16 protein-coding genes are annotated in these 21,550 nt (G+C 66.3%); all 16 read left to right on the plus strand.

From position 1 onward, the window contains the following. Window positions 1–60 precede the first annotated feature (60 nt). Window positions 61–3,570, plus strand: a complete 3,510-nt coding sequence (rpoB, locus tag AC4D2O_RS11210) for a DNA-directed RNA polymerase subunit beta (RefSeq protein WP_490907369.1) — start codon at window positions 61–63, stop codon at window positions 3,568–3,570. 174 nt (window positions 3,571–3,744) lie between these two features. After that, entirely contained in the window at window positions 3,745–7,638 is a 3,894-nt protein-coding gene (locus tag AC4D2O_RS11215; protein ID WP_490907371.1) for a DNA-directed RNA polymerase subunit beta', read from the plus strand. A gap of 368 nt (window positions 7,639–8,006) precedes the next feature. Continuing rightward, entirely contained in the window at window positions 8,007–8,381 is a 375-nt protein-coding gene (gene rpsL, locus AC4D2O_RS11220; protein WP_087076907.1) for a 30S ribosomal protein S12, read from the plus strand. Between the two features lies 1 nt (window position 8,382). Next, complete coding sequence (gene rpsG, locus AC4D2O_RS11225; protein WP_043440595.1) at window positions 8,383–8,853, plus strand: 30S ribosomal protein S7; 471 nt, start codon at window positions 8,383–8,385, stop codon at window positions 8,851–8,853. Between the two features lie 87 nt (window positions 8,854–8,940). Then, entirely contained in the window at window positions 8,941–11,055 is a 2,115-nt protein-coding gene (gene fusA, locus AC4D2O_RS11230; protein WP_490907373.1) for an elongation factor G, read from the plus strand. A 185-nt stretch (window positions 11,056–11,240) separates the two neighbouring features. Then, window positions 11,241–12,431: an elongation factor Tu gene (gene tuf / locus AC4D2O_RS11235; protein ID WP_490907375.1), complete on the plus strand. Its 1,191-nt coding sequence runs from the start codon at window positions 11,241–11,243 to the stop codon at window positions 12,429–12,431. A 194-nt stretch (window positions 12,432–12,625) separates the two neighbouring features. Beyond that, the gene (locus AC4D2O_RS11240) at window positions 12,626–16,387 is read left to right on the plus strand and encodes a hypothetical protein (RefSeq protein ID WP_490907380.1); all 3,762 of its coding nucleotides are present in this window, start codon (window positions 12,626–12,628) and stop codon (window positions 16,385–16,387) included. Between the two features lie 419 nt (window positions 16,388–16,806). Then, the gene (gene rpsJ / locus AC4D2O_RS11245) at window positions 16,807–17,115 is read left to right on the plus strand and encodes a 30S ribosomal protein S10 (protein ID WP_026531952.1); all 309 of its coding nucleotides are present in this window, start codon (window positions 16,807–16,809) and stop codon (window positions 17,113–17,115) included. 16 nt (window positions 17,116–17,131) lie between these two features. Then, window positions 17,132–17,788 (plus strand): 50S ribosomal protein L3, encoded by a 657-nt coding sequence (rplC, locus tag AC4D2O_RS11250; protein WP_104050961.1) that lies wholly within the window; start codon window positions 17,132–17,134, stop codon window positions 17,786–17,788. Window positions 17,789–17,792: 4 nt separating this feature from the next. After that, window positions 17,793–18,416 carry a 50S ribosomal protein L4 gene (gene rplD / locus AC4D2O_RS11255; protein ID WP_104050960.1) on the plus strand — a complete coding sequence of 208 codons (624 nt, stop codon included), beginning with the start codon at window positions 17,793–17,795 and terminating at the stop codon, window positions 18,414–18,416. Next, the gene (rplW, locus tag AC4D2O_RS11260) at window positions 18,413–18,718 is read left to right on the plus strand and encodes a 50S ribosomal protein L23 (protein ID WP_026531955.1); all 306 of its coding nucleotides are present in this window, start codon (window positions 18,413–18,415) and stop codon (window positions 18,716–18,718) included. Before rplD ends, rplW begins: the two co-directional genes overlap by 4 nt. A 31-nt stretch (window positions 18,719–18,749) precedes the next feature. Next, a complete protein-coding gene (rplB, locus tag AC4D2O_RS11265; protein WP_104050959.1) occupies window positions 18,750–19,589 on the plus strand; it encodes a 50S ribosomal protein L2 in 840 nt (279 codons plus the stop codon). 12 nt (window positions 19,590–19,601) lie between these two features. Continuing rightward, complete coding sequence (rpsS, locus tag AC4D2O_RS11270; RefSeq protein ID WP_026549122.1) at window positions 19,602–19,883, plus strand: 30S ribosomal protein S19; 282 nt, start codon at window positions 19,602–19,604, stop codon at window positions 19,881–19,883. Window positions 19,884–19,920: 37 nt separating this feature from the next. After that, window positions 19,921–20,286, plus strand: coding sequence for a 50S ribosomal protein L22 (gene rplV, locus AC4D2O_RS11275; protein WP_105032923.1), 366 nt, complete (start codon window positions 19,921–19,923; stop codon window positions 20,284–20,286). Then, window positions 20,287–21,132 (plus strand): 30S ribosomal protein S3, encoded by an 846-nt coding sequence (gene rpsC, locus AC4D2O_RS11280; RefSeq protein WP_104179309.1) that lies wholly within the window; start codon window positions 20,287–20,289, stop codon window positions 21,130–21,132. Next, window positions 21,133–21,549, plus strand: a complete 417-nt coding sequence (rplP, locus tag AC4D2O_RS11285; RefSeq protein WP_049829176.1) for a 50S ribosomal protein L16 — start codon at window positions 21,133–21,135, stop codon at window positions 21,547–21,549. The last annotated feature ends 1 nt before the right edge of the window (window position 21,550 follow it).

Genomic DNA, 21,550 nt, shown 5'->3' on the forward strand with positions numbered 1-21,550 from the left:
GCGGTGGCGGTGCTGAGGCGAAAACGCTGACAAGCCTGACGGTCTGTGGAAGGATCCCTCTTGGTCGCCCCGAGCACCTCTAATAATGCAACCGCTACCAGCCAGGTCGACGCCGACGGCGCCGCACCCCGGCTCTCATTCGCAAAGATTCACGAACCGCTTGACGTTCCCAACCTCCTCGCCCTGCAGACGGACAGCTTCGACTGGCTGGTCGGCAACGAGCGCTGGAAGGCGCGTGTCGAGGAAGCGCTGGAAAAGGGACTGCAGGGTGTAGCCACCACCTCCGGCCTGGCAGACATCTTCGAGGAGATCTCCCCGATCGAGGACTTCCAGGGCACCATGTCCCTGAGCTTCTCCGAGCCCGAGTTCGCGGACCCCAAGTACACCATGGCCGAGTGCAAGGATCGCGACGCGACCTACTCCGCCCCGCTGTACGTCAAGGCCGAGTTCATGAACAACAACACGGGCGAGATCAAGCAGCAGACCGTGTTCATGGGCGACTTCCCCCTCATGACCGACAAGGGCACCTTCGTCATCAACGGCACCGAGCGTGTCGTCGTGTCGCAGCTCGTCCGTTCGCCCGGTGCGTACTTCGAGCGCACCGCCGACAAGACCAGCGACAAGGACATCTTCAGCGCGAAGATCATCCCGTCGCGTGGAGCATGGTTCGAGCTCGAGATCGACAAGCGCGACCAGGTCGGCGTGCGCCTCGACCGCAAGCGCAAGCAGTCCGTCACCGTGCTGCTGAAGGCCCTCGGCTGGACCGAAGGCCAGATCCTCGAGGAGTTCGGCCAGTACGACTCCATCCGCGCCACCATGGAGAAGGACGCCACGGAGACCCGCGAGGACGCCCTCCTGGACATCTACCGCAAGCTGCGACCGGGCGAGCCCCCCACGGTCGAGGCTGCCCAGACCCTCCTGGACAACCTGTACTTCAACCCGAAGCGCTATGACCTCGCGAAGGTCGGCCGGTACAAGATCAACCGCAAGCTCGGCATCGACAAGGACCTCACGGACTCCGACGCCTCGGTGCTGAACATCGACGACATCGTCGCGATGATCAAGTTCCTGGTGGCGCTGCACGCCGGCGAGAAGACCCTGGGCGGCAAGCGCGACGGCGGCGACGTCGAGCTGCGCGTCGAGGTCGACGACATCGACCACTTCGGCAACCGCCGTATCCGCGCCGTGGGCGAGCTCATCGAGAACCAGGTCCGCACGGGCCTGTCCCGCATGGAGCGCGTCGTCCGTGAGCGGATGACCACGCAGGACGTCGAGGCGATCACGCCGCAGACCCTGATCAACATCCGCCCCGTCGTCGCCGCGATCAAGGAGTTCTTCGGAACCTCCCAGCTGTCGCAGTTCATGGACCAGAACAACCCGCTCGCCGGACTCACGCACAAGCGTCGCCTGTCCGCGCTGGGCCCGGGTGGTCTGTCCCGTGACCGTGCCGGCATGGAGGTCCGTGACGTCCACCCGTCGCACTACGGCCGCATGTGCCCCATCGAGACCCCTGAAGGCCCGAACATCGGCCTCATCGGTTCGCTCGCCTCGTACGGCCGCATCAACGCGTTCGGCTTCATCGAGACCCCGTACCGCAAGGTCGTCGAGGGCCTCGTCACCGACCAGATCGACTACCTGACCGCCGACGACGAGGTGGAGCGCCTCATCGCCCAGGCGAACGCGCCCCTCGACGCCGACAACACGTTCACGGAGGACATGGTCCTCGTGCGGACGCGTGGTGGTTCGGGCGAGCCCGTGCTCGTCGAGCCCGGTGAGGTCGAGTACATGGACGTCTCCCCGCGCCAGATGGTGTCCGTCGCGACCGCGATGATCCCGTTCCTGGAGCACGACGACGCGAACCGCGCCCTCATGGGTGCGAACATGCAGCGCCAGGCCGTGCCCCTGCTCCGTTCCGAGCGTCCCCTCGTGGGCACCGGCATGGAGAAGAACGCAGCCGTCGACGCCGGTGACGCCGTCACCGCGACGAAGGCCGGCGTGGTCAACGAGGTGTCGGCCGACCTGGTCAGCATCCTCAACGACGACGGCACCGAGACGAACTACCCGATCATGAAGTTCGCCCGCTCGAACCAGGGCAACGCGTACAACCAGCGCGTCCTGGTCTCCGAGGGCGATCGCGTCGAGTACAACACGATCATCGCCGACGGTCCCTCCACGGACCAGGGCGAGCTCGCGCTCGGCAAGAACATGCTCGTGGCGTTCATGTCCTGGGAGGGTCACAACTTCGAGGACGCGATCATCCTGTCGCAGCGCATCGTCTCCGACGATGTCCTGACGTCGATCCACATCGAGGAGCACGAAGTCGATGCCCGCGACACCAAGCTCGGTGCCGAGGAGATCACGCGTGACATCCCGAACGTCTCCGAGGAAGTCCTCGGCGCGCTCGACGAGCGCGGCATCATCCACATCGGTGCCGAGGTCGAGGCCGGCGACATCCTCGTCGGTCGCGTCACGCCCAAGGGTGAGACGGAACTGACCCCCGAGGAGCGCCTGCTGCGTGCCATCTTCGGTGAGAAGAGCCGCGAGGTCCGCGACACCTCGCTGAAGGTGCCCCACGGCGAGTCGGGCACGGTCATCGGTGTGCGCATCTTCGACCGCGACAACGACGACGAGCTGCCCCCGGGCGTCAACCAGCTGGTCCGCGTGTACGTGGCGCAGAAGCGCAAGATCACGGACGGCGACAAGCTCGCAGGCCGCCACGGCAACAAGGGCGTCATCTCCAAGATCCTGCCGATCGAGGACATGCCGTTCCTGGAGGACGGCACGCCAGTCGACATCGTCCTGAACCCGCTCGGCGTCCCCGGACGCATGAACGTGGGCCAGGTCCTCGAGATCCACCTCGGCTGGGCAGCCAAGCAGGGCTGGAAGATCGAGGGAGAGCCCGAGTGGTTGAAGAACCTCCCGAACCTCCCCCGGGAGATCGCCTCGACCACCGTCGCGACCCCCGTGTTCGACGGTGCCACCGAGGACGAGATCGTCGGCCTGCTCGGCTCCACGAACGTCACGCGTGACGGTGACCGCCTCATCGGTGAATCCGGCAAGGCGCGCCTGTTCGACGGCCGCTCCGGCGAGCCGTTCCCGGACCCGATCTCCGTGGGCTACATGTACATCCTGAAGCTCCACCACCTGGTGGACGACAAGATCCACGCGCGCTCCACCGGCCCGTACTCGATGATCACGCAGCAGCCGCTGGGTGGTAAGGCACAGTTCGGCGGACAGCGCTTCGGTGAGATGGAAGTCTGGGCCCTCGAGGCCTACGGCGCGGCGTACACGCTGCAGGAACTCCTGACCATCAAGTCGGACGACATCCACGGACGCGTCAAGGTGTACGAGGCCATCGTCAAGGGCGAGAACATCCCCGAGCCGGGCGTTCCCGAGTCCTTCAAGGTCCTCATCAAGGAAATGCAGTCGCTCTGCCTCAACGTGGAGGTCCTCTCCACCGACGGCACGACGATCGAGATGCGTGACTCGGATGAAGAAGTCTTCCGGGCCGCGGAGGAACTGGGCATCGACCTCTCACGGGCCGAGCCGAGTTCTGTCGAGGAAGTCTAGGTTTCACCACGCCGAACCGGTGTTCGAGCGCGGCCAACGAAATTTCTGCGGCCGCGGACGGCCTCGAAATATTGAGGGCCGCTTCCTCGAACACCGGCCCGATGTGGGCCTGGCTGCCCACCGCACCCAGTAAGACTTCAAGAATTTAGAGAACAAAGAGAGAACAGGGACCCTATGTCCAGCGAATCCTCCTTCGGCCTCATGCGAATCGGCCTTGCCACCGCGGACGAAATCCGCGGCTGGTCTTACGGCGAGGTCAAGAAGCCGGAAACCATCAACTACCGCACGCTCAAGCCCGAGAAGGACGGCCTCTTCTGCGAGAAGATCTTCGGCCCCTCCCGGGACTGGGAGTGCTACTGCGGCAAGTACAAGCGTGTGCGCTTCAAGGGCATCATCTGTGAGCGCTGCGGCGTCGAGGTGACGCGCGCCAAGGTGCGCCGTGAGCGCATGGGCCACATCGAGCTCGCCGCTCCGGTCACGCACATCTGGTACTTCAAGGGCGTGCCCTCCCGCCTCGGCTACCTCCTCGACCTTGCCCCCAAGGACCTCGAGAAGGTCATCTACTTCGCCGCCTACATGATCACCTCGGTCGACGAGGAGAACCGCCACGCCGAACTGCCGAACCTCCAGGCCGAGCACGACCTCGAGAAGAAGCAGATGACGGACCAGCGCGACGCGGACATCGCCGCGATCGCCAAGGACCTCGAGGACGAGCTCGCCCGCCTCGAGGGCGAGGGCGCGAAGGCTGCCGACAAGAAGAAGGCCCGCGACTCGGCCGACCGCCAGATGGCGAACGTCCGCAAGCGTGCCGACGCCGACATCGAGCGCCTCGTCCAGGTGTGGGACCGCTTCAAGAGCCTCAAGGTCGCCGACCTCGAGGGTGACGAAGGCCTGTACCGCGAACTCCGCGACCGCTACGGACTGTACTTCGAGGGCTCCATGGGAGCCGAGGCGATCAAGAAGCGCCTCGAGAACTTCGACATGCCCGCCGAGGCCGAGCTGCTGCGCGACATCATCCAGAACGGCAAGGGCCAGCGGAAGACGCGCGCCCTGAAGCGCCTCAAGGTGGTCAACGCGTTCCTGACGACGACCAACAGCCCCCTGGGCATGGTCCTCGACGCCGTGCCGGTGATCCCGCCGGAACTGCGCCCCATGGTCCAGCTCGACGGCGGCCGTTTCGCGACGTCCGACCTCAACGACCTGTACCGCCGTGTCATCAACCGCAACAACCGCCTCAAGCGCCTGCTCGATCTCGGTGCCCCCGAGATCATCGTCAACAACGAGAAGCGCATGCTGCAGGAAGCGGTCGACTCCCTGTTCGACAACGGCCGCCGCGGCCGCCCTGTCACCGGACCGGGCAACCGTCCCCTGAAGTCCCTCTCGGACATGCTGAAGGGCAAGCAGGGCCGTTTCCGCCAGAACCTCCTCGGCAAGCGCGTCGACTACTCGGGCCGTTCGGTCATCGTCGTCGGCCCGCAGCTGAAGCTGCACCAGTGCGGCCTGCCCAAGCAGATGGCGCTGGAGCTCTTCAAGCCGTTCGTGATGAAGCGCCTGGTGGACCTCAACCACGCGCAGAACATCAAGAGCGCCAAGCGCATGGTCGAGCGTTACCGCCCCCAGGTGTGGGACGTGCTCGAGGAGATCATCACCGAGCACCCCGTGCTGCTGAACCGTGCACCCACCCTGCACCGTCTCGGCATCCAGGCGTTCGAGCCCCAGCTCGTCGAGGGCAAGGCCCTCCAGCTCCACCCGCTGGTCTGTGGCGCCTTCAACGCGGACTTCGACGGCGACCAGATGGCGGTGCACCTGCCGCTGAGCCCCGAGGCCCAGGCCGAGGCGCGCATCCTGATGCTCTCCTCGAACAACATCCTGAAGCCGTCCGACGGCCGTCCGGTCACCCTGCCCTCGCAGGACATGATCATCGGCCTGCACCACCTCACCACCAAGCGTGAGGGAAGTGCCGGCGAGGGTCGCGTGTTCACCAGCATGGCCGAGGCCATCATGGCCTTCGACATGGGCTCGCTCCACCTCAACTCGGTGGTCCGGATCCGCGTGGACAACTTCGTGCCGAGCGCCGACATCGCCGCTCCCGAGGGCTGGGAGCCGGGTACGCCCGCGCTCATCGAGACCTCCCTCGGACAGGTCCTGTTCAACGAGACGCTTCCCCTGGACTACCCCTGGGTGGAGAAGGTCGCCGACAAGGGCCAGCTCTCCACGATCGTCAACGATCTTGCGGAGCGTTACCCGAAGGTGGTCACGGCGGCGACGCTGGACAACCTGAAGGACGCCGGTTTCTACTGGGCCACCCGCTCGGGCGTCACCGTCGCGATCTCGGACATCTCCGCGCCGATCAACAAGGCCGGCATCATGGAGGGCTACGAGACGCAGGCCGCCAAGGTGCAGTCGCAGTTCGACAAGGGCCTCATCGCCGACGAGGAGCGCCGCCAGGAGCTCATCGATATCTGGAACAAGGCGACCAACGAGGTTGCCGCGTCCATGCGCGCCGCGATGCCGAAGGACAACACCATCAACCGCATGGTGTCCTCCGGTGCACGTGGTAACTGGCTGCAGGTCCGCCAGATCGCCGGTATCCGTGGTCTCGTGGCCAACCCGAAGGGCGAGATCATCCCTCGCCCGATCAAGTCCTCGTACCGCGAGGGCCTGTCGGTCCTCGAGTACTTCATCGCGACGCACGGAGCCCGTAAGGGCCTCGCCGACACCGCGCTGCGTACGGCCAACTCGGGTTACCTGACCCGTCGCCTGGTCGACGTCTCGCAGGACGTCATCGTCCGTGAGGACGACTGCGGGACGGAGCGTGGCCTGAAGGTCACGATCGCCGTGCCGAACGCCGACGGCGAGCTGGTGCTGCACGAGGAGGTCGAGAACTCGGCCTACGCCCGTACGCTGGCCACCGACGTCGTCGACTCCAAGGGTGCAGTGCTCGCCGCTGCGGGCTCGGACGTCGGAGACGTGCTCATCGGTGAACTGTTCGAGGCCGGTATCTCGGACATCAAGGTGCGCTCCGTGCTCACCTGCGAGTCCAGCGTCGGAACGTGTGCGCTCTGCTACGGCCGGTCCCTCGCGACCGGCAAGACCGTGGACATCGGAGAGGCCGTCGGCATCATCGCCGCGCAGTCGATCGGTGAGCCCGGCACGCAGCTGACCATGCGTACCTTCCACACCGGTGGTGTGGCCTCCGCGGAGGACATCACCCAGGGTCTGCCCCGTATCCAGGAGCTGTTCGAGGCGCGTACCCCCAAGGGTGTCGCCCCGATCTCCGAGGTCGCAGGGCGCGTCACCATCGAGGATGCCGAGAAGCAGCTTCGCCTGGTGGTCACCCCCGACGACGGCTCCGAGGAGATCGCGTACCCGGTCCTGCGCCGTGCACGCCTCCTGGTCGCCGACGGCGAGCACGTCGAGGTCGGGCAGCAGCTCGTCTTCGGTGCTGTCGACCCGAAGCAGATCCTGCGTATCCTCGGCCCCCGCAAGGCCCAGGAATTCCTAGTCGACGAGGTGCAGCGCGTGTACCGCAGCCAGGGTGTGGGCATCCACGACAAGCACGTGGAGGTCATCGTCCGCCAGATGCTGCGTCGCGTCACCGTGATCGAGTCCGGCGAGTCGGACCTGCTACCCGGTGAGCTCGCCGAGCGTCGCCGCTTCGAGGACGAGAACCGCCGCGTGGTGTCCGAGGGCAAGAAGCCGGCCTCGGGCCGTCCCGAGCTCATGGGTATCACCAAGGCGTCGCTCGCCACCGAGTCGTGGCTGTCGGCCGCTTCCTTCCAGGAGACCACGCGTGTCCTCACGCAGGCCGCCATGGAAGGCAAGAGCGATCCGCTGCTCGGCCTCAAGGAGAACGTGATCATCGGTAAGCTCATCCCGGCCGGTACCGGCCTGGACCGCTACACGAAGGTCACGGTCGAGCCCACCGAGGAAGCGAAGGCGAACCTCTTCACCGGTCCGAGCGCGTTCAGCGACTTCGACTACGCCGGTGTGGAGGGTGGCCTGAGCCCCGAGTTCCACGCCATCCCGCTGGACGACTACGACATGGGCAACAGCGACTTCCGCTGATCGCACGCCTCATCAGGAAAGGCCCCGGACCCTGCGGTCCGGGGCCTCTCCCGTCGGTACGGGAGCGCCCTACCACACGGGGGAGTGCCGGCCGCACGGGACGGCACTCGATCTCTGGTAGACTTGGGACCAATTGTTTGTGTGGCAGTGGATCGGCGTTGCGAAACGTATCTCCGTGTTGTACGTAAGTTGTACAGCGAATGCCACATTTTCGCACGCCTACAGTCGTTCTGCGGCAGCTTGTCAGTTGGTGATGCGCCAAACGACTGATCATCCCGATCTCCGGACGGTACGGCCCTGCGAAGCCGCCGTGACCGCGGAGTAGGGCGACAGGAATCTCATTCTCGGACATTACGGAGAACACGAAAGTGCCTACGATTAACCAGCTGGTCCGCAAGGGCCGGTCACCTAAGGTCTCCAAGACCAAGGCGCCCGCACTCAAGGGCAGCCCCATGAAGCGCGGCGTTTGCACCCGCGTCTACACCACCACCCCGAAGAAGCCGAACTCGGCTCTCCGCAAGGTCGCCCGCGTGCGCCTCAACGGTGGCATCGAAGTCACCGCGTACATCCCCGGTGTCGGACACAACCTCCAGGAACACTCCATCGTGCTCGTGCGCGGCGGTCGTGTGAAGGACCTTCCCGGTGTCCGCTACAAGATCATCCGTGGCGCGCTGGATACCCAGGGCGTCAAGAACCGCAAGCAGGCTCGCAGCCGCTACGGCGCAAAGATGGAGAAGAAGTAATATGCCACGTAAGGGCCCGGCCCCGAAGCGGCCGCTCGTTGTAGACCCCGTCTACGGCTCCCCCCTGGTCACGCAGCTGATCAACAAGGTGCTCGTCGACGGCAAGAAGTCCACCGCAGAGCGCATCGTGTACGGCGCCCTCGAAGGTGCCCGCGCCAAGTCCGGCGGCGACCCCGTGGCAGCGCTCAAGAAGGCCATGGACAACGTGAAGCCGACCCTCGAGGTCCGCTCACGCCGCGTCGGTGGAGCGACGTACCAGGTGCCCGTCGAGGTCAAGCCCGGTCGGTCGACCGCCCTGGCCCTGCGCTGGCTGGTCGGCTACTCCAAGGCCCGCCGCGAGAAGACGATGACCGAGCGCCTGCAGAACGAGATCCTCGACGCATCGAACGGCCTCGGTGCCGCCGTCAAGCGCCGCGAGGACACGCACAAAATGGCCGAGTCGAACAAGGCCTTCGCACACTACCGCTGGTAGTCAGAACTGCCGGTCGGGCCGTCACCCACAAGGGACGGCCCGACCGTTAGGCCAGCAGAACTCCATTCTCGTCAAAAGGGAGACACCGTGGCACAGGACGTGCTTACCGACCTCAACAAGGTCCGCAACATCGGCATCATGGCCCACATCGATGCCGGCAAGACCACTACTACCGAGCGCATCCTGTTCTACACGGGTGTCAACCACAAGATCGGCGAGACGCACGACGGCGCCTCCACCACCGACTGGATGGAACAGGAGAAGGAGCGCGGCATCACCATCACGTCTGCCGCCGTGACCTGCTTCTGGGAGAACAACCAGATCAACATCATCGACACCCCCGGGCACGTCGACTTCACCGTCGAGGTGGAGCGTTCGCTCCGCGTGCTAGACGGCGCCGTCGCAGTGTTCGACGGCAAGGAGGGCGTCGAGCCCCAGTCGGAGACCGTCTGGCGCCAGGCCGACAAGTACGAGGTCCCCCGCATCTGCTTCGTCAACAAGATGGACAAGCTGGGCGCGGACTTCTACTTCACCGTCGACACCATCATCAGCCGCCTGGGCGCCAAGCCCCTCGTGCTGCAGCTCCCGATCGGCGCCGAGAACGACTTCATCGGTGTCGTGGACCTGCTCCACATGCGCGCTCTCGTATGGCCCGGTGACTCCAAGGGTGACGTGACCATGGGTGCCAAGTACGAGGTCCAGGAGATCCCCGCCGATCTCAAGGAGAAGGCCGAGGAGTACCGCGCGACGCTCGTCGAGACCGTCGCCGAGTCCTCGGACGAGCTCATGGACAAGTACCTCGAGGGCGAGGAGATCTCCATCGAGGAGCTGAAGGCCGGCATCCGCAAGATGACGATCAACTCGGAGCTCTACCCGATCCTCTGTGGCTCCGCGTTCAAGAACCGCGGTGTACAGCCGATGCTCGACGCAGTCATCGACTACCTGCCGTCGCCCCTCGACGTGCCCCCGATGATCGGTCACGATCCCCGGAACGAGGAGACCGAGCTGACGCGCAAGCCCAGCACGGAGGAGCCGTTCTCGGCACTCGCGTTCAAGGTCGCCACGCACCCGTTCTTCGGTCAGCTGACCTTCATCCGCGTGTACTCCGGGCACGTCACCGCCGGAACGCAGCTGGTGAACTCGACGAAGAGCAAGAAGGAGCGCATCGGGAAGCTGTTCCAGATGCACGCCAACAAGGAGATCCCCGTGGAGGAGGCCTCAGCGGGCCACATCTACGCGGCGATCGGCCTGAAGGACACCACGACCGGGGACACCCTCTCCGATGCATCCAACCAGATCGTTCTCGAGTCCATGAGCTTCCCCGCTCCTGTGATCTCGGTGGCGATCGAGCCGAAGACGAAGGGTGACCAGGAGAAGCTGTCCACGGCCATCCAGAAGCTCTCGGCCGAGGATCCCACCTTCCAGGTGTCCCTCAACGAGGACACCGGGCAGACGATCATCGCCGGCATGGGCGAGCTCCACCTGGACATCCTGGTGGACCGCATGCGCCGTGAGTTCCGCGTCGAGGCCAACGTGGGCAAGCCCCAGGTCGCCTACCGCGAAACCATCCGCAGCAAGGTCGCCAAGCACGACTACACGCACAAGAAGCAGACCGGTGGTTCCGGCCAGTTCGCGAAGATCCAGATCGCGATCGAGCCGATGGAGGTCGAAGAAGGCGTCATGTACGCGTTCGACAACAAGGTGACGGGTGGACGCGTGCCCCGCGAGTACATCCCGAGTGTCGACGCGGGCATCCAGGACGCGCTCAATGACGGCGTCCTCGCCGGATACCCGGTCGTCGGCATCAAGGCGACGCTGCTCGACGGTGCGTACCACGACGTCGACTCCTCGGAGATGGCGTTCAAGATCGCCGGGCGCATGGCGTTCAAGGAAGCCGCGCGGATGGCCAAGCCCGTCCTGCTCGAGCCCCTGATGGAGGTCGAGGTGCGTACCCCCGAGGAGTACATGGGCGAAGTGATCGGCGACCTGAACTCGCGCCGTGGCCAGATGCAGTCCATGGAGGATGCGAGCGGCGTGAAGGTCATCACCGCTCATGTCCCCCTGTCCGGGATGTTCGGCTACATCGGTGATCTGCGATCGAAGACCCAGGGTCGCGCGGTCTACTCGATGAAGTTCGACAGCTACTCCGAGGTCCCGAAGGCAGTGGCCGACGAGATCATCCAGAAGACGCGCGGCGAGTAGTCATCCCGCAGACGGGCCGGCCTGTTCAAGGGCAGGCCGGCCCGTCCTCCCGCCGCCGGACCGCCGGTCCGGCAGCGAACCCGCAATTTCATCAAAACCAAAAGCCCCCAGTAGACTTGCATGAGTTTCAGCTGCGAAAAGCGCGGCTGGGAAGCAGATCTTCTCAAACGTTCTAGGAGGAACCCGTGGCGAAGGCAAAGTTCGAGCGGACTAAGCCGCACGTTAACATCGGCACCATCGGTCACGTCGACCATGGTAAGACCACGTTGACGGCTGCCATTTCCAAGGTGCTGTACGACAAGTACCCCACCCTCAACGAGCAGCGTGACTTCGCGTCGATCGACTCGGCTCCCGAGGAGAAGCAGCGCGGCATCACGATCAACATCTCGCACGTTGAGTACCAGACCGAGAAGCGCCACTACGCACACGTAGACGCTCCCGGTCACGCTGACTACATCAAGAACATGATCACCGGTGCGGCCCAGATGGATGGTGCCATCCTCGTTGTTGCCGCCACCGACGGTCCCATGGCCCAGACCCGCGAGCACGTGCTGCTCGCCCGCCAGGTCGGCGTCCCCTACCTGCTGGTCGCGCTGAACAAGTCCGACATGGTCGACGACGAGGAGCTCCTGGACCTCGTCGAGATGGAGGTCCGCGAACTGCTCAGCTCGCAGGGCTTCGACGGTGACGACGCTCCTGTCGTCCGCGTCTCCGGCCTCAAGGCCCTCGAGGGCGACCCCGAGTGGGTCAAGTCCGTCGAGGAACTGATGGAAGCCGTTGACAACAACGTTCCTGACCCGATCCGCGACAAGGACAAGCCGTTCCTCATGCCCGTCGAGGACGTCTTCACGATCACCGGTCGTGGAACCGTCGTCACCGGCCGCGCCGAGCGTGGAACCCTCGCCATCAACTCCGAGGTCGAGATCGTCGGCATCCGTCCGGTCCAGAAGACCACGGTCACCGGCATCGAGATGTTCCACAAGCAGCTCGACGAGGCCTGGGCCGGCGAGAACTGTGGTCTGCTCCTCCGCGGCATCAAGCGCGAGGACGTAGAGCGCGGCCAGGTCATCGTGAAGCCGGGTTCCATCACCCCGCACACCGATTTCGAGGCCAACGTCTACATCCTGGCCAAGGACGAGGGCGGGCGTCACAACCCGTTCTACTCGAACTACCGCCCGCAGTTCTACTTCCGTACCACGGACGTGACCGGCGTCATCACCCTCCCCGAGGGCACCGAGATGGTCATGCCCGGCGACAACACCGAGATGAGCGTCGAGCTCATCCAGCCGATCGCCATGGAAGAGGGCCTCGGCTTCGCAATCCGCGAAGGCGGCCGCACCGTTGGTTCGGGACGTGTCACCAAGATCCTGAAGTAGTCTTCCGGATCGCTCAGCACTGCTGAAGCACGAAGGAACCCCTGCCGTCCGCGGCGGGGGTTCTTTCGTTAACGGGTCCCGCCCGGTGACGGACCGGTTGTCCACACGGCACCGCGGGTCCGATCAGGCGCAGCGCGTCCTGCCTATACTGACCTGAAGGGCGGGCAGCCGACCGGTCACATGGGGGAGCGGCATTGGGTCTGGTTCTGGCGGTACTCCTGGCGGTCGTGCTGGGCATCTTCGGTGCCGGATACGTCACGGGGAGCGCCATCACGCGGCGCCGTGCACGGCACGGCGAGCCGGGCGCGCAGGCCCTCGCAGTCGCGTACGACCAGGGCTACCGCAGTGGCGCTGCGGCGGCCGGCTCGTGGGCGGGCGGGCCGGGCGCCCCCGCAGGAGCGGGGGAGCAGCACCCAGGCTCGCAGGATCCGGGCGCACCGGTGCCGGCGTCGGGGCCGCCGGTAGGACCGGAGGGTGCCGCCGCGTCGCTCGTCGCGGGTGGACGGTCGACGGATCCCCCGGGCGATACCCGCCGGCCTCCTCCCTCGCCCGGTGTCCAGGCTCCTCCGGCGCCCAGCGCCGAGGAACGCGCAGCACAGCGGGCCGCCCGGGAGCTGCGGAACATCAACATCGCACTGTATTCGGCCAGCCTGCTGCTGGTGGCTGCTGGCGGCCTGTTCATCGGAGCGGGCGTCCCCGGGGCGGCCAAGGCGGTGACGATCGGTGTCGTCGTCGCCCTGTTCTACGTCGGCGGCCTCGTCCTGTACACGCGGTTGCCGCGACTCCGGCCTGCCGCTGTGGCCTTCACGGGAACCGGTCTCGCGTTGCTGCCGGTCGCCGGGCTGCTCTTCGGCGTGCTCACGGGCCAGGGGGCGTCGGCCTGGTTCGCGACGGCGCTCGTCGGCACGGTCGCCTACGTCGCGGCTGCGGTCCGGCTGCAGAGCCGGGTCGTCGCCTTCCTGGCACTGCCGTTCTTCCTCTCCATCGCGCTGTCCTCGGTGTCGCTCCTCGGTGGCGCGCTCGTCTGGTACTTCACGTGCTCCATCGGCGTGGCCGCGATCCTGGCGGTGCTGCTGCGCCTTGCTCCGCGGTGGTTGCCCGCGGTGATCTCCCGTGCGGTGGTGGACACGCATCGGCTGCTGGCACCGACCGCCCTCGCGGCGTCGCTGCTGCTCGGCGGGCTCCTGACCACGGCCGATCGCGCCCAGCTGTGGGTGGTGGCGACCGCCTACTATGCGGCCCTGCTGGCGTTCTTCGAACTGTCCAGGATCCAGCACTTCTACGCGCTGAGGCTCGTGGGGAGCATCGCCGCCGTCCTCGTCGCGTGGGCAGCAGGATGCTCGACGCCGTGGGGAGCCCTCATCCTCGCCGGGTGTCTCGCGCTCCAGGTGGCGGGCCTGCTCGCCGCTCGGGACCGCATCCGGAGCTTCCTCGACAACGCGCGGCCGCCCTCGGAGTCCGCACAGGACTCCGACCGGCCGGCAGATGCGTCCCGCTACGCCCTGGACGTCGTCGTGACGTTCTCCGTGATGACCCTCGTGGCAACCGCGGTCGTCCTCTCATCCGTCGTCCTGGCCGGAGCGGGCTCGAGCGGCTCGCCCGACGCCCTGCTGCCCATGCTGCTCGTGCTGGTCACGGGCATGACGATCGCCGTGCGCTGTGCGGGCGGGTTCGAGGTGCTCGTCCTTCCGGGCGTGGTGCTCAGCGCCGTCACGGACTGGGACGATCCCTGGCGCACGGAGACGGTCCTGGCCCTCACCGCGGTCCACCTCCTCGTGCGGGCCCTCCGCTCCACCCGTCTGCACCGGGAACGCTTCATGCTGGCGGCACGCGTTGCGGTCACTGCTCTCGCACCGGTCGCCGTGCTGGTCCACGTCCAGACCCCGGCAGTGCCGGCCGGGCGCGTGGGGGAGATCGCCGGACTCGCCCTCGTGGTCGCCCTCGCGGTCAACCAGCTCGTCGAGGTCCTCAGGTCCCGGCGACACCCGGGGGGCGGTTACGGCAGCTGGGTGGTGTGCGTCGCCGGCGGGGCGTCCCTCGTGTCGGTGGTCGCACTCGCGGCCGGCGCCGGGGCCTTCGCCATCGCCGCGCTCGGCATCTGGAGCTGTGTCCTCGCGGGCTGCATCACCTCGCTGGTCCTGCCCCTCGCGGGTGCGACGCCGCCGCCGGCAAGCAGTCCGGCGAGGGAATCGGATCCTGGCCTTCCGGCTGCGCCGGGTGCGCTGGTCGAGGCCATCGGCCCCGCCTCGCTCCTGGTGGCCGCGATGGCGGGCGCCGCGGCGGGCTTCGGCATCCACTCCTACGAGGTGCTGCTCGTCGTCGGCATCGCCTACGGCGCACTCCTGGCACGGCGAGCGACCGGCCGCACGCACCGCGGGGCCTACCTCCTCGCCGCCCAGCTGTGCTTCACCACCCTCACGGCCACCGTCTCCGCGGACCTGGAGCTGACGGTGCACGGAGTCTTCGCGGCGATCGCCGCCAGCGTCGCCCTGCAGGAAGTGGTGCGGGTGGTCCTGCGCTCCAGGTTGCGCCAGGCGGGGCTGCAGGGTTCATCGGCCTGGCTGAGCGTCGGTGTGCTGGCGGTCCTGCCCCTGGCCTACCTGGTGTCCGCGAACCCGCAGGTGCAGCTGGATGTGATCGTCCTGCACCTGGCGCTGCTCGGCGCCGTGGCCACCGTCCTGTTCCTGGTCCAACGCATGGACGCCGCGGCCTACCCGGCGCTCTACGCCGTCGTCGCGCTCATCGCCCTGCTCACCGGGGTGCTACCCACCGACCGGGCGGGGCTTTTGCCCGTCGCGCCGCTGTCGGAGCCGGTCGCCGCGCTCATCGCGGCCGCCTGTGCGGTCGCGTTCGTCGTGGTGCGCCTCCGCTGCGCTGCAGCCCGCTTCCGCCGGCCGGGTCGGGTCGGTGCAGGGGTGTTCGTCCTCGAGGGGATCCTGTTCGCCTTCCAGGACGGCGCCGGCTGGGACCGCGTCGTGGTCGCCGCGGTCGTCGCCGGTGCCTGCTTCGCCCTCGCGCAGCGGGAAGACCCGGCCGTGCTGGACGCAGGGGGAGCCGTGGCCGTCATCGTCGCCGGGACGGCCTTCGTCGATCAGCTGGACCAAGTCACGGGTCCGGTGCTGGATACCGATGCGCTGCGCCTGCTGGGCGGCGCCGTCCTGGCCGCCGCCATCCTCCATCTCGCCCGAGTGTTCCTGCCGGGCGATGACGAGGGCGGCCTCCGGTACCGCATCCTCGGTGCAGCAGCACTCGGCTGGACCGCGATCGCGGCGCTGCTCGCCATGCCGGCGGACTCCTCGGCGGTCGCTGGTTCGGTGGCCCTCACGGCCGTGGCGGTCCTCGCGCTGGGGGAGGTGCCCGCACGGGTCCGTGCCCTGTGCTGCGAGGCGGCCTTCCTCGTCGTGGTCCTGTGTGCGCAGCGTGTGGCCTGGCTCCTCCTCGACGGGATCGACGCGTTCTGGGCGGCCCAATGGTGGGTGGTGGCCCTCGCCCTGCTCTCGGCCTGGTCCTTCATCCGCGGTACCCGGGACAGGGGCACCCGCTGGCTCACGGCCTCGGCCGCCATCCTCTCGGCCACCGGTCTGATGACCGTAGCCGGTGGCACAACCGGCGAACAGGTGTGGGCCCTGTGCGGCCACGTGGTGCTCCTGGTCGCCGGTGTCGCCCTGTCGAGACGCCGGTTCAGCCTGTGGGGCGCCGTCGGTATCGCCCTCGCACTGCTCTGGTTCCTGCGGGGCTTCACCTTCCTGCTGCTGACGGTGGCCGCACTGCTGCTGCTGGGGTTCGCCGTCTGGAAACTCAATCGCCAGTCGCAGGGCCCGCCCCCCAGTCTCGACACCGGGGTCGGCATCCCGGCGGCACCGCCTGATCCGACACCGAGCCAGGTCGCAGGCGTCGGCGACCCGATGGCCGAGCCGGGCCCGACGCCCGGGAGCCGGCTCGCTCCGCCGTCCTGACACGCAGCTCCGGACCGGCCCGCGTCATGGGGATCACGCCGCGTGAGGCCGGCCCGGTTCGCAATCGCGCCGGTGATCTGCGAGACTGGATAAGTTGTTCAAGTGCTCGCGCGCGCGGTCCGAGACTTCATCCCGGTCGGGATAATGCCCGATGCAGGGATCAGGTCCACCGAAACGCGGAGCCCAAACATAGATCCACCCCGTCCGGCTCGGCCGGAATACGCGGAGCGTGTGTGTCCACACTGTGTTCTATTTCTATACAGCGCGACACGCCCGAGCGCGGGGGTCGGAGCCCTGGCAGGGTGAGGAACCCGGATTCCTCCGGATTCAGCCTGTTCAGGAAGCGCCGTACAACGGGCGCACGAAATGTACGAATGTACCGGAACTGCTCAGGCAGTGAGAGAGAGAGTCGAGACGCCATGGCGGGACAGAAAATCCGCATCCGGCTGAAGTCATATGACCACGAGGTCATCGATGTTTCAGCCCGGAAGATCGTTGAGACGGTGACGCGCGCAGGCGCAACGGTAGTGGGCCCCGTGCCCCTGCCCACGGAGAAGAACGTATTCGTTGTCATCCGGTCCCCGCACAAGTACAAGGACAGCCGTGAGCACTTCGAAATGCGTACTCACAAGCGTCTGATCGACATCATTGATCCCACGCCCAAGGCCGTCGATTCGCTCATGCGTCTCGATCTGCCCGCGGACGTGAACATCGAAATCAAGCTGTAAGGGAGAGCGGATACTCATGTCTACTTCACTTACGCGTCAGGTCAAGGGCCTGCTGGGCACCAAGCTCGGCATGACCCAGGTCTGGGACGAGAACAACATCCTCATCCCCGTCACCGTCATCCAGGCGGACTCGAACGTCATCACGCAGCTGCTGAGCGCGGACAAGGACGGCTACACGGCCGTGCAGATCGGCTTCGGCCAGATCGACCCCCGCAAGGTCACCAAGCCGCTCGCCGGCCACTTCGAGAAGGCAGGCGTCACACCCCGCCGTCACGTGGTCGAGCTGCGCACGTCCGACGCCGACTCCTACTCGCTCGGTCAGGAACTCTCCGTCGAGATGTTCGAGGCCGGCCAGACGGTCGACGTCATCGGCACCACCAAGGGCAAGGGCTTTGCCGGCGTCATGAAGCGCCACGGTTTCCACGGCGTCGGTGCCTCGCACGGTGCCCACAAGAACCACCGCAAGCCCGGTTCCATCGGTGGAGCATCCACCCCCAGCCGCGTCTTCCGTGGAATGAAAATGGCAGGCCGCATGGGTGCCGTTCGTCAGACCACGCTGAACCTGCGGGTTCACGCTGTCGACGCCGAGAAGTCGCTGCTGCTGATCAAGGGTGCCGTCCCCGGCGCCCGCGGCCAGGTCGTCCTCGTACGCACCGCCGTGAAGGGAGCATAGCCACATGGCTGCCAACACTGTCCAGGTCGATCTCCCCGCGGAGATCTTCGACGCACAGACCAACGTGCCGCTGCTGCACCAGGTCGTCGTCGCCCAGCTCGCTGCCGCCCGCCAGGGTACGCACAAGACGAAGACCCGCGCCGAGGTCAGTGGTGCAGGTCGCAAGCCGTTCAAGCAGAAGGGAACCGGTCGTGCCCGCCAGGGTTCGATCCGCGCCCCCCACATGACCGGCGGCGGCGTCGTCCACGGGCCCACGCCCCGCGACTACAGCCAGCGCACCCCCAAGAAGATGAAGGCCGCCGCCCTGCGCGGAGCCCTCTCGGATCGGGCACGCAACGGCCGTATCCACGTCCTCGAGTCCCTGGTGACCGGCGGCAAGCCGTCCACCAAGGGTGCCATCGAGACCCTGCGCGCGATCTCCGAGCGGCCCCGCCTGCTCGTCGTGATCGAGCGTGCCAACGACGTCGCCGCACTGTCCGTGCGCAACGTCCCCGCTGTGCACGTCCTCTACGTAGACCAGCTCAACACGTACGACGTGCTGGTCTCCGACGACGTGATCTTCACCAAGGCCGCCTACGACCAGTTCGTCGGCTCGGCTGATGTCATCTCCGAGGAGGATGCCAAGTGAGCGGCACCATCGCAAAGGATCCGCGCGACGTCGTCATTGCACCCGTCGTCTCGGAGAAGAGCTACGGCCTGATCGACGAAGGCAAGTACACCTTCCTGGTCGACCCCCGCTCGAACAAGGAAGAAATCAAACTGGCGGTCGAGAAGATCTTCTCCGTGAAGGTCGACTCCATCAACACCATCAACCGGGTTGGCAAGCGCAAGCGCACCAAGTTCGGCTGGGGCCAGCGCAAGGGCACCAAGCGTGCCATCGTGTCCCTCAAAGAGGGCTCGATCGACATCTTCGGCGGTCCGCTCTCCTAGAGCGGAGACCACTTTAACGAGGAATTGAGTTATGGGAATCCGTAAATACAAGCCGACAACCCCGGGCCGTCGCGGCTCGAGCGTTGCCGACTTCGCTGAAATCACACGGTCGACGCCGGAAAAGTCGTTGGTCCGTCCCCTTCCCAAGAAGGGTGGACGTAACAACACCGGTAAGATCACGACCCGCCACAAGGGCGGTGGACACAAGCGTCAGTACCGCCTGATCGACTTCCGCCGTCACGACAAGGACGGCGTCGACGCCCGCGTCGCGGAGATCGAGTACGATCCGAACCGCACCGCGCGCATCGCCCTCCTGCACTACGTCGACGGCACCAAGCGCTACATCATCGCGCCGAACAAGCTCAAGCAGGGCGACTTCGTCGAGGCCGGGGCCGGGGCCGACATCAAGCCCGGCAACAACCTGCCGCTGCGCAACATCCCCGTGGGTACCGTCATCCACGCCGTCGAGCTCCGCCCGGGCGGCGGCGCGAAGATGGCACGCTCCGCCGGTGCGTCGGTGCAGCTCGTCGCCAAGGAAGGCCGCTTCGCCCAGCTGCGACTGCCCTCCGGCGAGATCCGCAACGTCGACGTCCGCTGCCGCGCGACGATCGGCGAGGTCGGCAACGCCGAGCAGTCGAACATCAACTGGGGCAAGGCCGGCCGTAACCGCTGGAAGGGCATCCGCCCGACCGTCCGCGGTGTCGCGATGAACCCGGTCGACCACCCGCACGGTGGTGGCGAGGGCAAGACCTCCGGTGGACGCCACCCGGTCAACCCGAACGGTAAGGCCGAAGGCCGTACGCGTCGCCCCAACAAAGAGAGCGACTCACTCATCGTGCGTCGCCGTCGTTCCGGCAAGAACAAGCGATAGGAGCCTGGAGACATGCCACGCAGCCTGAAGAAAGGCCCCTTCGTCGATCAGCACCTTTACGTAAAGGTCGCTCGCGAGAACGAATCGGGCACGAAGAACGTCATCAAGACGTGGTCCCGCCGCTCCATGATCGTCCCCGACATGCTCGGGCACACGATCGCGGTGCACGACGGACGCAAGCACATCCCGGTGTTTGTCACCGAGTCGATGGTCGGGCACAAGCTCGGCGAATTCGCTCCCACGCGGACTTTCCGCGGCCATGTTAAGGACGACCGCAAGGGCAAGCGCCGCTAGGCGCTGCTCTTACGGCTAAGACGAGAGAAGGAAAGCAATGGAAGCCAAGGCTATTGCGCGTCATATCCGCGTAACGCCTATGAAGGCCCGGCGCGTCGTCAACCTTGTTCGTGGTAAGCAGGCGAATGAGGCTCTGGCTATTCTGAAGTTTGCCCCACAGGTTGCTTCAGAGCCGGTATTCAAGGTGGTCCAGTCAGCGATGGCCAACGCCCGCGTCCTCGCGGACCGTGACGGCGTCGCATTCGACGAGGACAACCTCATCATCAGCGAAGCATTCGTCGATGAAGGCCCCACGATGAAGCGGTTCCGTCCGCGTGCCCAGGGCCGCGCGTTCCGCATCAACAAGCGGACCAGCCACATCACGGTTGTCGTCGCTACCCCTCAGAAAGTGGAGGTCCGCTAAGTGGGACAGAAAGTAAACCCGCACGGGTTCCGACTCGGCATCACCACTGACCACCGGTCACACTGGTTCGCCGACAGCAACAAGCCGGGCCAGCGCTACCGTGACTTCGTCCGCGAAGACATCAAGATCCGCCAGCTGATGTCGACCGGCATGGACCGCGCCGGCATCGCCAAGGTCGAGATCGAGCGCACCCGTGACCGCGTCCGCGTGGACATCCACACGGCACGTCCCGGCATCGTCATCGGCCGCCGCGGAGCAGAAGCTGACCGCATCCGCGGCGAGCTCGAGAAGCTCACCGGCAAGCAGGTCCAGCTGAACATCCTCGAGGTCAAGAACCCCGAGATCGAAGCTCAGCTCGTGGCCCAGGGCATCGCCGAGCAGCTCTCCTCACGCGTGGCGTTCCGCCGCGCGATGAAGAAGGCCATGCAGTCCGCACAGCGTGCCGGCGCCAAGGGCATCCGTGTCCAGTGCTCCGGTCGACTGGGCGGCGCAGAAATGAGCCGTTCGGAGTTCTACCGCGAGGGACGCGTTCCCCTGCACACGCTCCGCGCCAACATCGACTACGGCTTCTTCGAAGCGAAGACCACCTTCGGCCGCATCGGCGTGAAGGTCTGGATCTACAAGGGTGACGTCACGGCGAAGGAACTCGCAGCCCAGGCTGCAGCAGCTCCCTCCCGCGGCCGCGGTGGAGACCGTCCGGGCCGTGGCCCTGCCGGCGCCGACCGTGGTGGCGACCGTGGAGGCGACCGTCGTCGTCGTGCGCCTGAGCGCTCCGAGGGCCAGGGTGCCTCGGCACCCGCCGAGACCGCCGCAGCTCCGGCTGCGGCTGAAGGAGGACAGGCTTAAATGCTTATCCCACGTCGCGTCAAATTCCGTAAGCAGCACCACCCGGGTCGCTCGGGCGCTGCAACCGGCGGTACCGAGGTCAGCTTCGGTGAGTGGGGTATCCAGGCTCTGAGCCCGGCCTACGTCACCAACCGCCAGATCGAGTCCGCTCGTATCGCCATGACCCGTCACATCAAGCGTGGCGGCAAGGTCTGGATCAACATCTATCCGGACCGTCCGTTGACCAAGAAGCCTGCCGAGACCCGCATGGGTTCCGGTAAGGGTTCGCCCGAGTGGTGGGTGGCCAACGTCAAGCCGGGACGTGTTCTCTTCGAACTGTCCGGTGTTTCCGAAGAGGTAGCCCGCGAAGCCCTGCGCCTCGCGATCCACAAGCTGCCGTTGAAGGCACGCATCGTGCGTCGTGAGGGTGGTGAATAGT

The organism is Arthrobacter sp. TJ-238 (genome assembly GCF_058269215.1).

Coding starts and splice junctions, on each gene's coding strand:
- rplD (WP_104050960.1), top strand. CDS start 17,793: ATGGCTGCCAACACTGTCCAGGTCGATCTCCCCGCGGAGATCTTCGAC.
- rplC (WP_104050961.1), top strand. CDS start 17,132: ATGTCTACTTCACTTACGCGTCAGGTCAAGGGCCTGCTGGGCACCAAG.
- rpsG (WP_043440595.1), top strand. CDS start 8,383: ATGCCACGTAAGGGCCCGGCCCCGAAGCGGCCGCTCGTTGTAGACCCC.
- rplB (WP_104050959.1), top strand. CDS start 18,750: ATGGGAATCCGTAAATACAAGCCGACAACCCCGGGCCGTCGCGGCTCG.
- rpsS (WP_026549122.1), top strand. CDS start 19,602: ATGCCACGCAGCCTGAAGAAAGGCCCCTTCGTCGATCAGCACCTTTAC.
- AC4D2O_RS11215 (WP_490907371.1), top strand. CDS start 3,745: ATGTCCAGCGAATCCTCCTTCGGCCTCATGCGAATCGGCCTTGCCACC.
- rpsJ (WP_026531952.1), top strand. CDS start 16,807: ATGGCGGGACAGAAAATCCGCATCCGGCTGAAGTCATATGACCACGAG.
- rplV (WP_105032923.1), top strand. CDS start 19,921: ATGGAAGCCAAGGCTATTGCGCGTCATATCCGCGTAACGCCTATGAAG.
- rplP (WP_049829176.1), top strand. CDS start 21,133: ATGCTTATCCCACGTCGCGTCAAATTCCGTAAGCAGCACCACCCGGGT.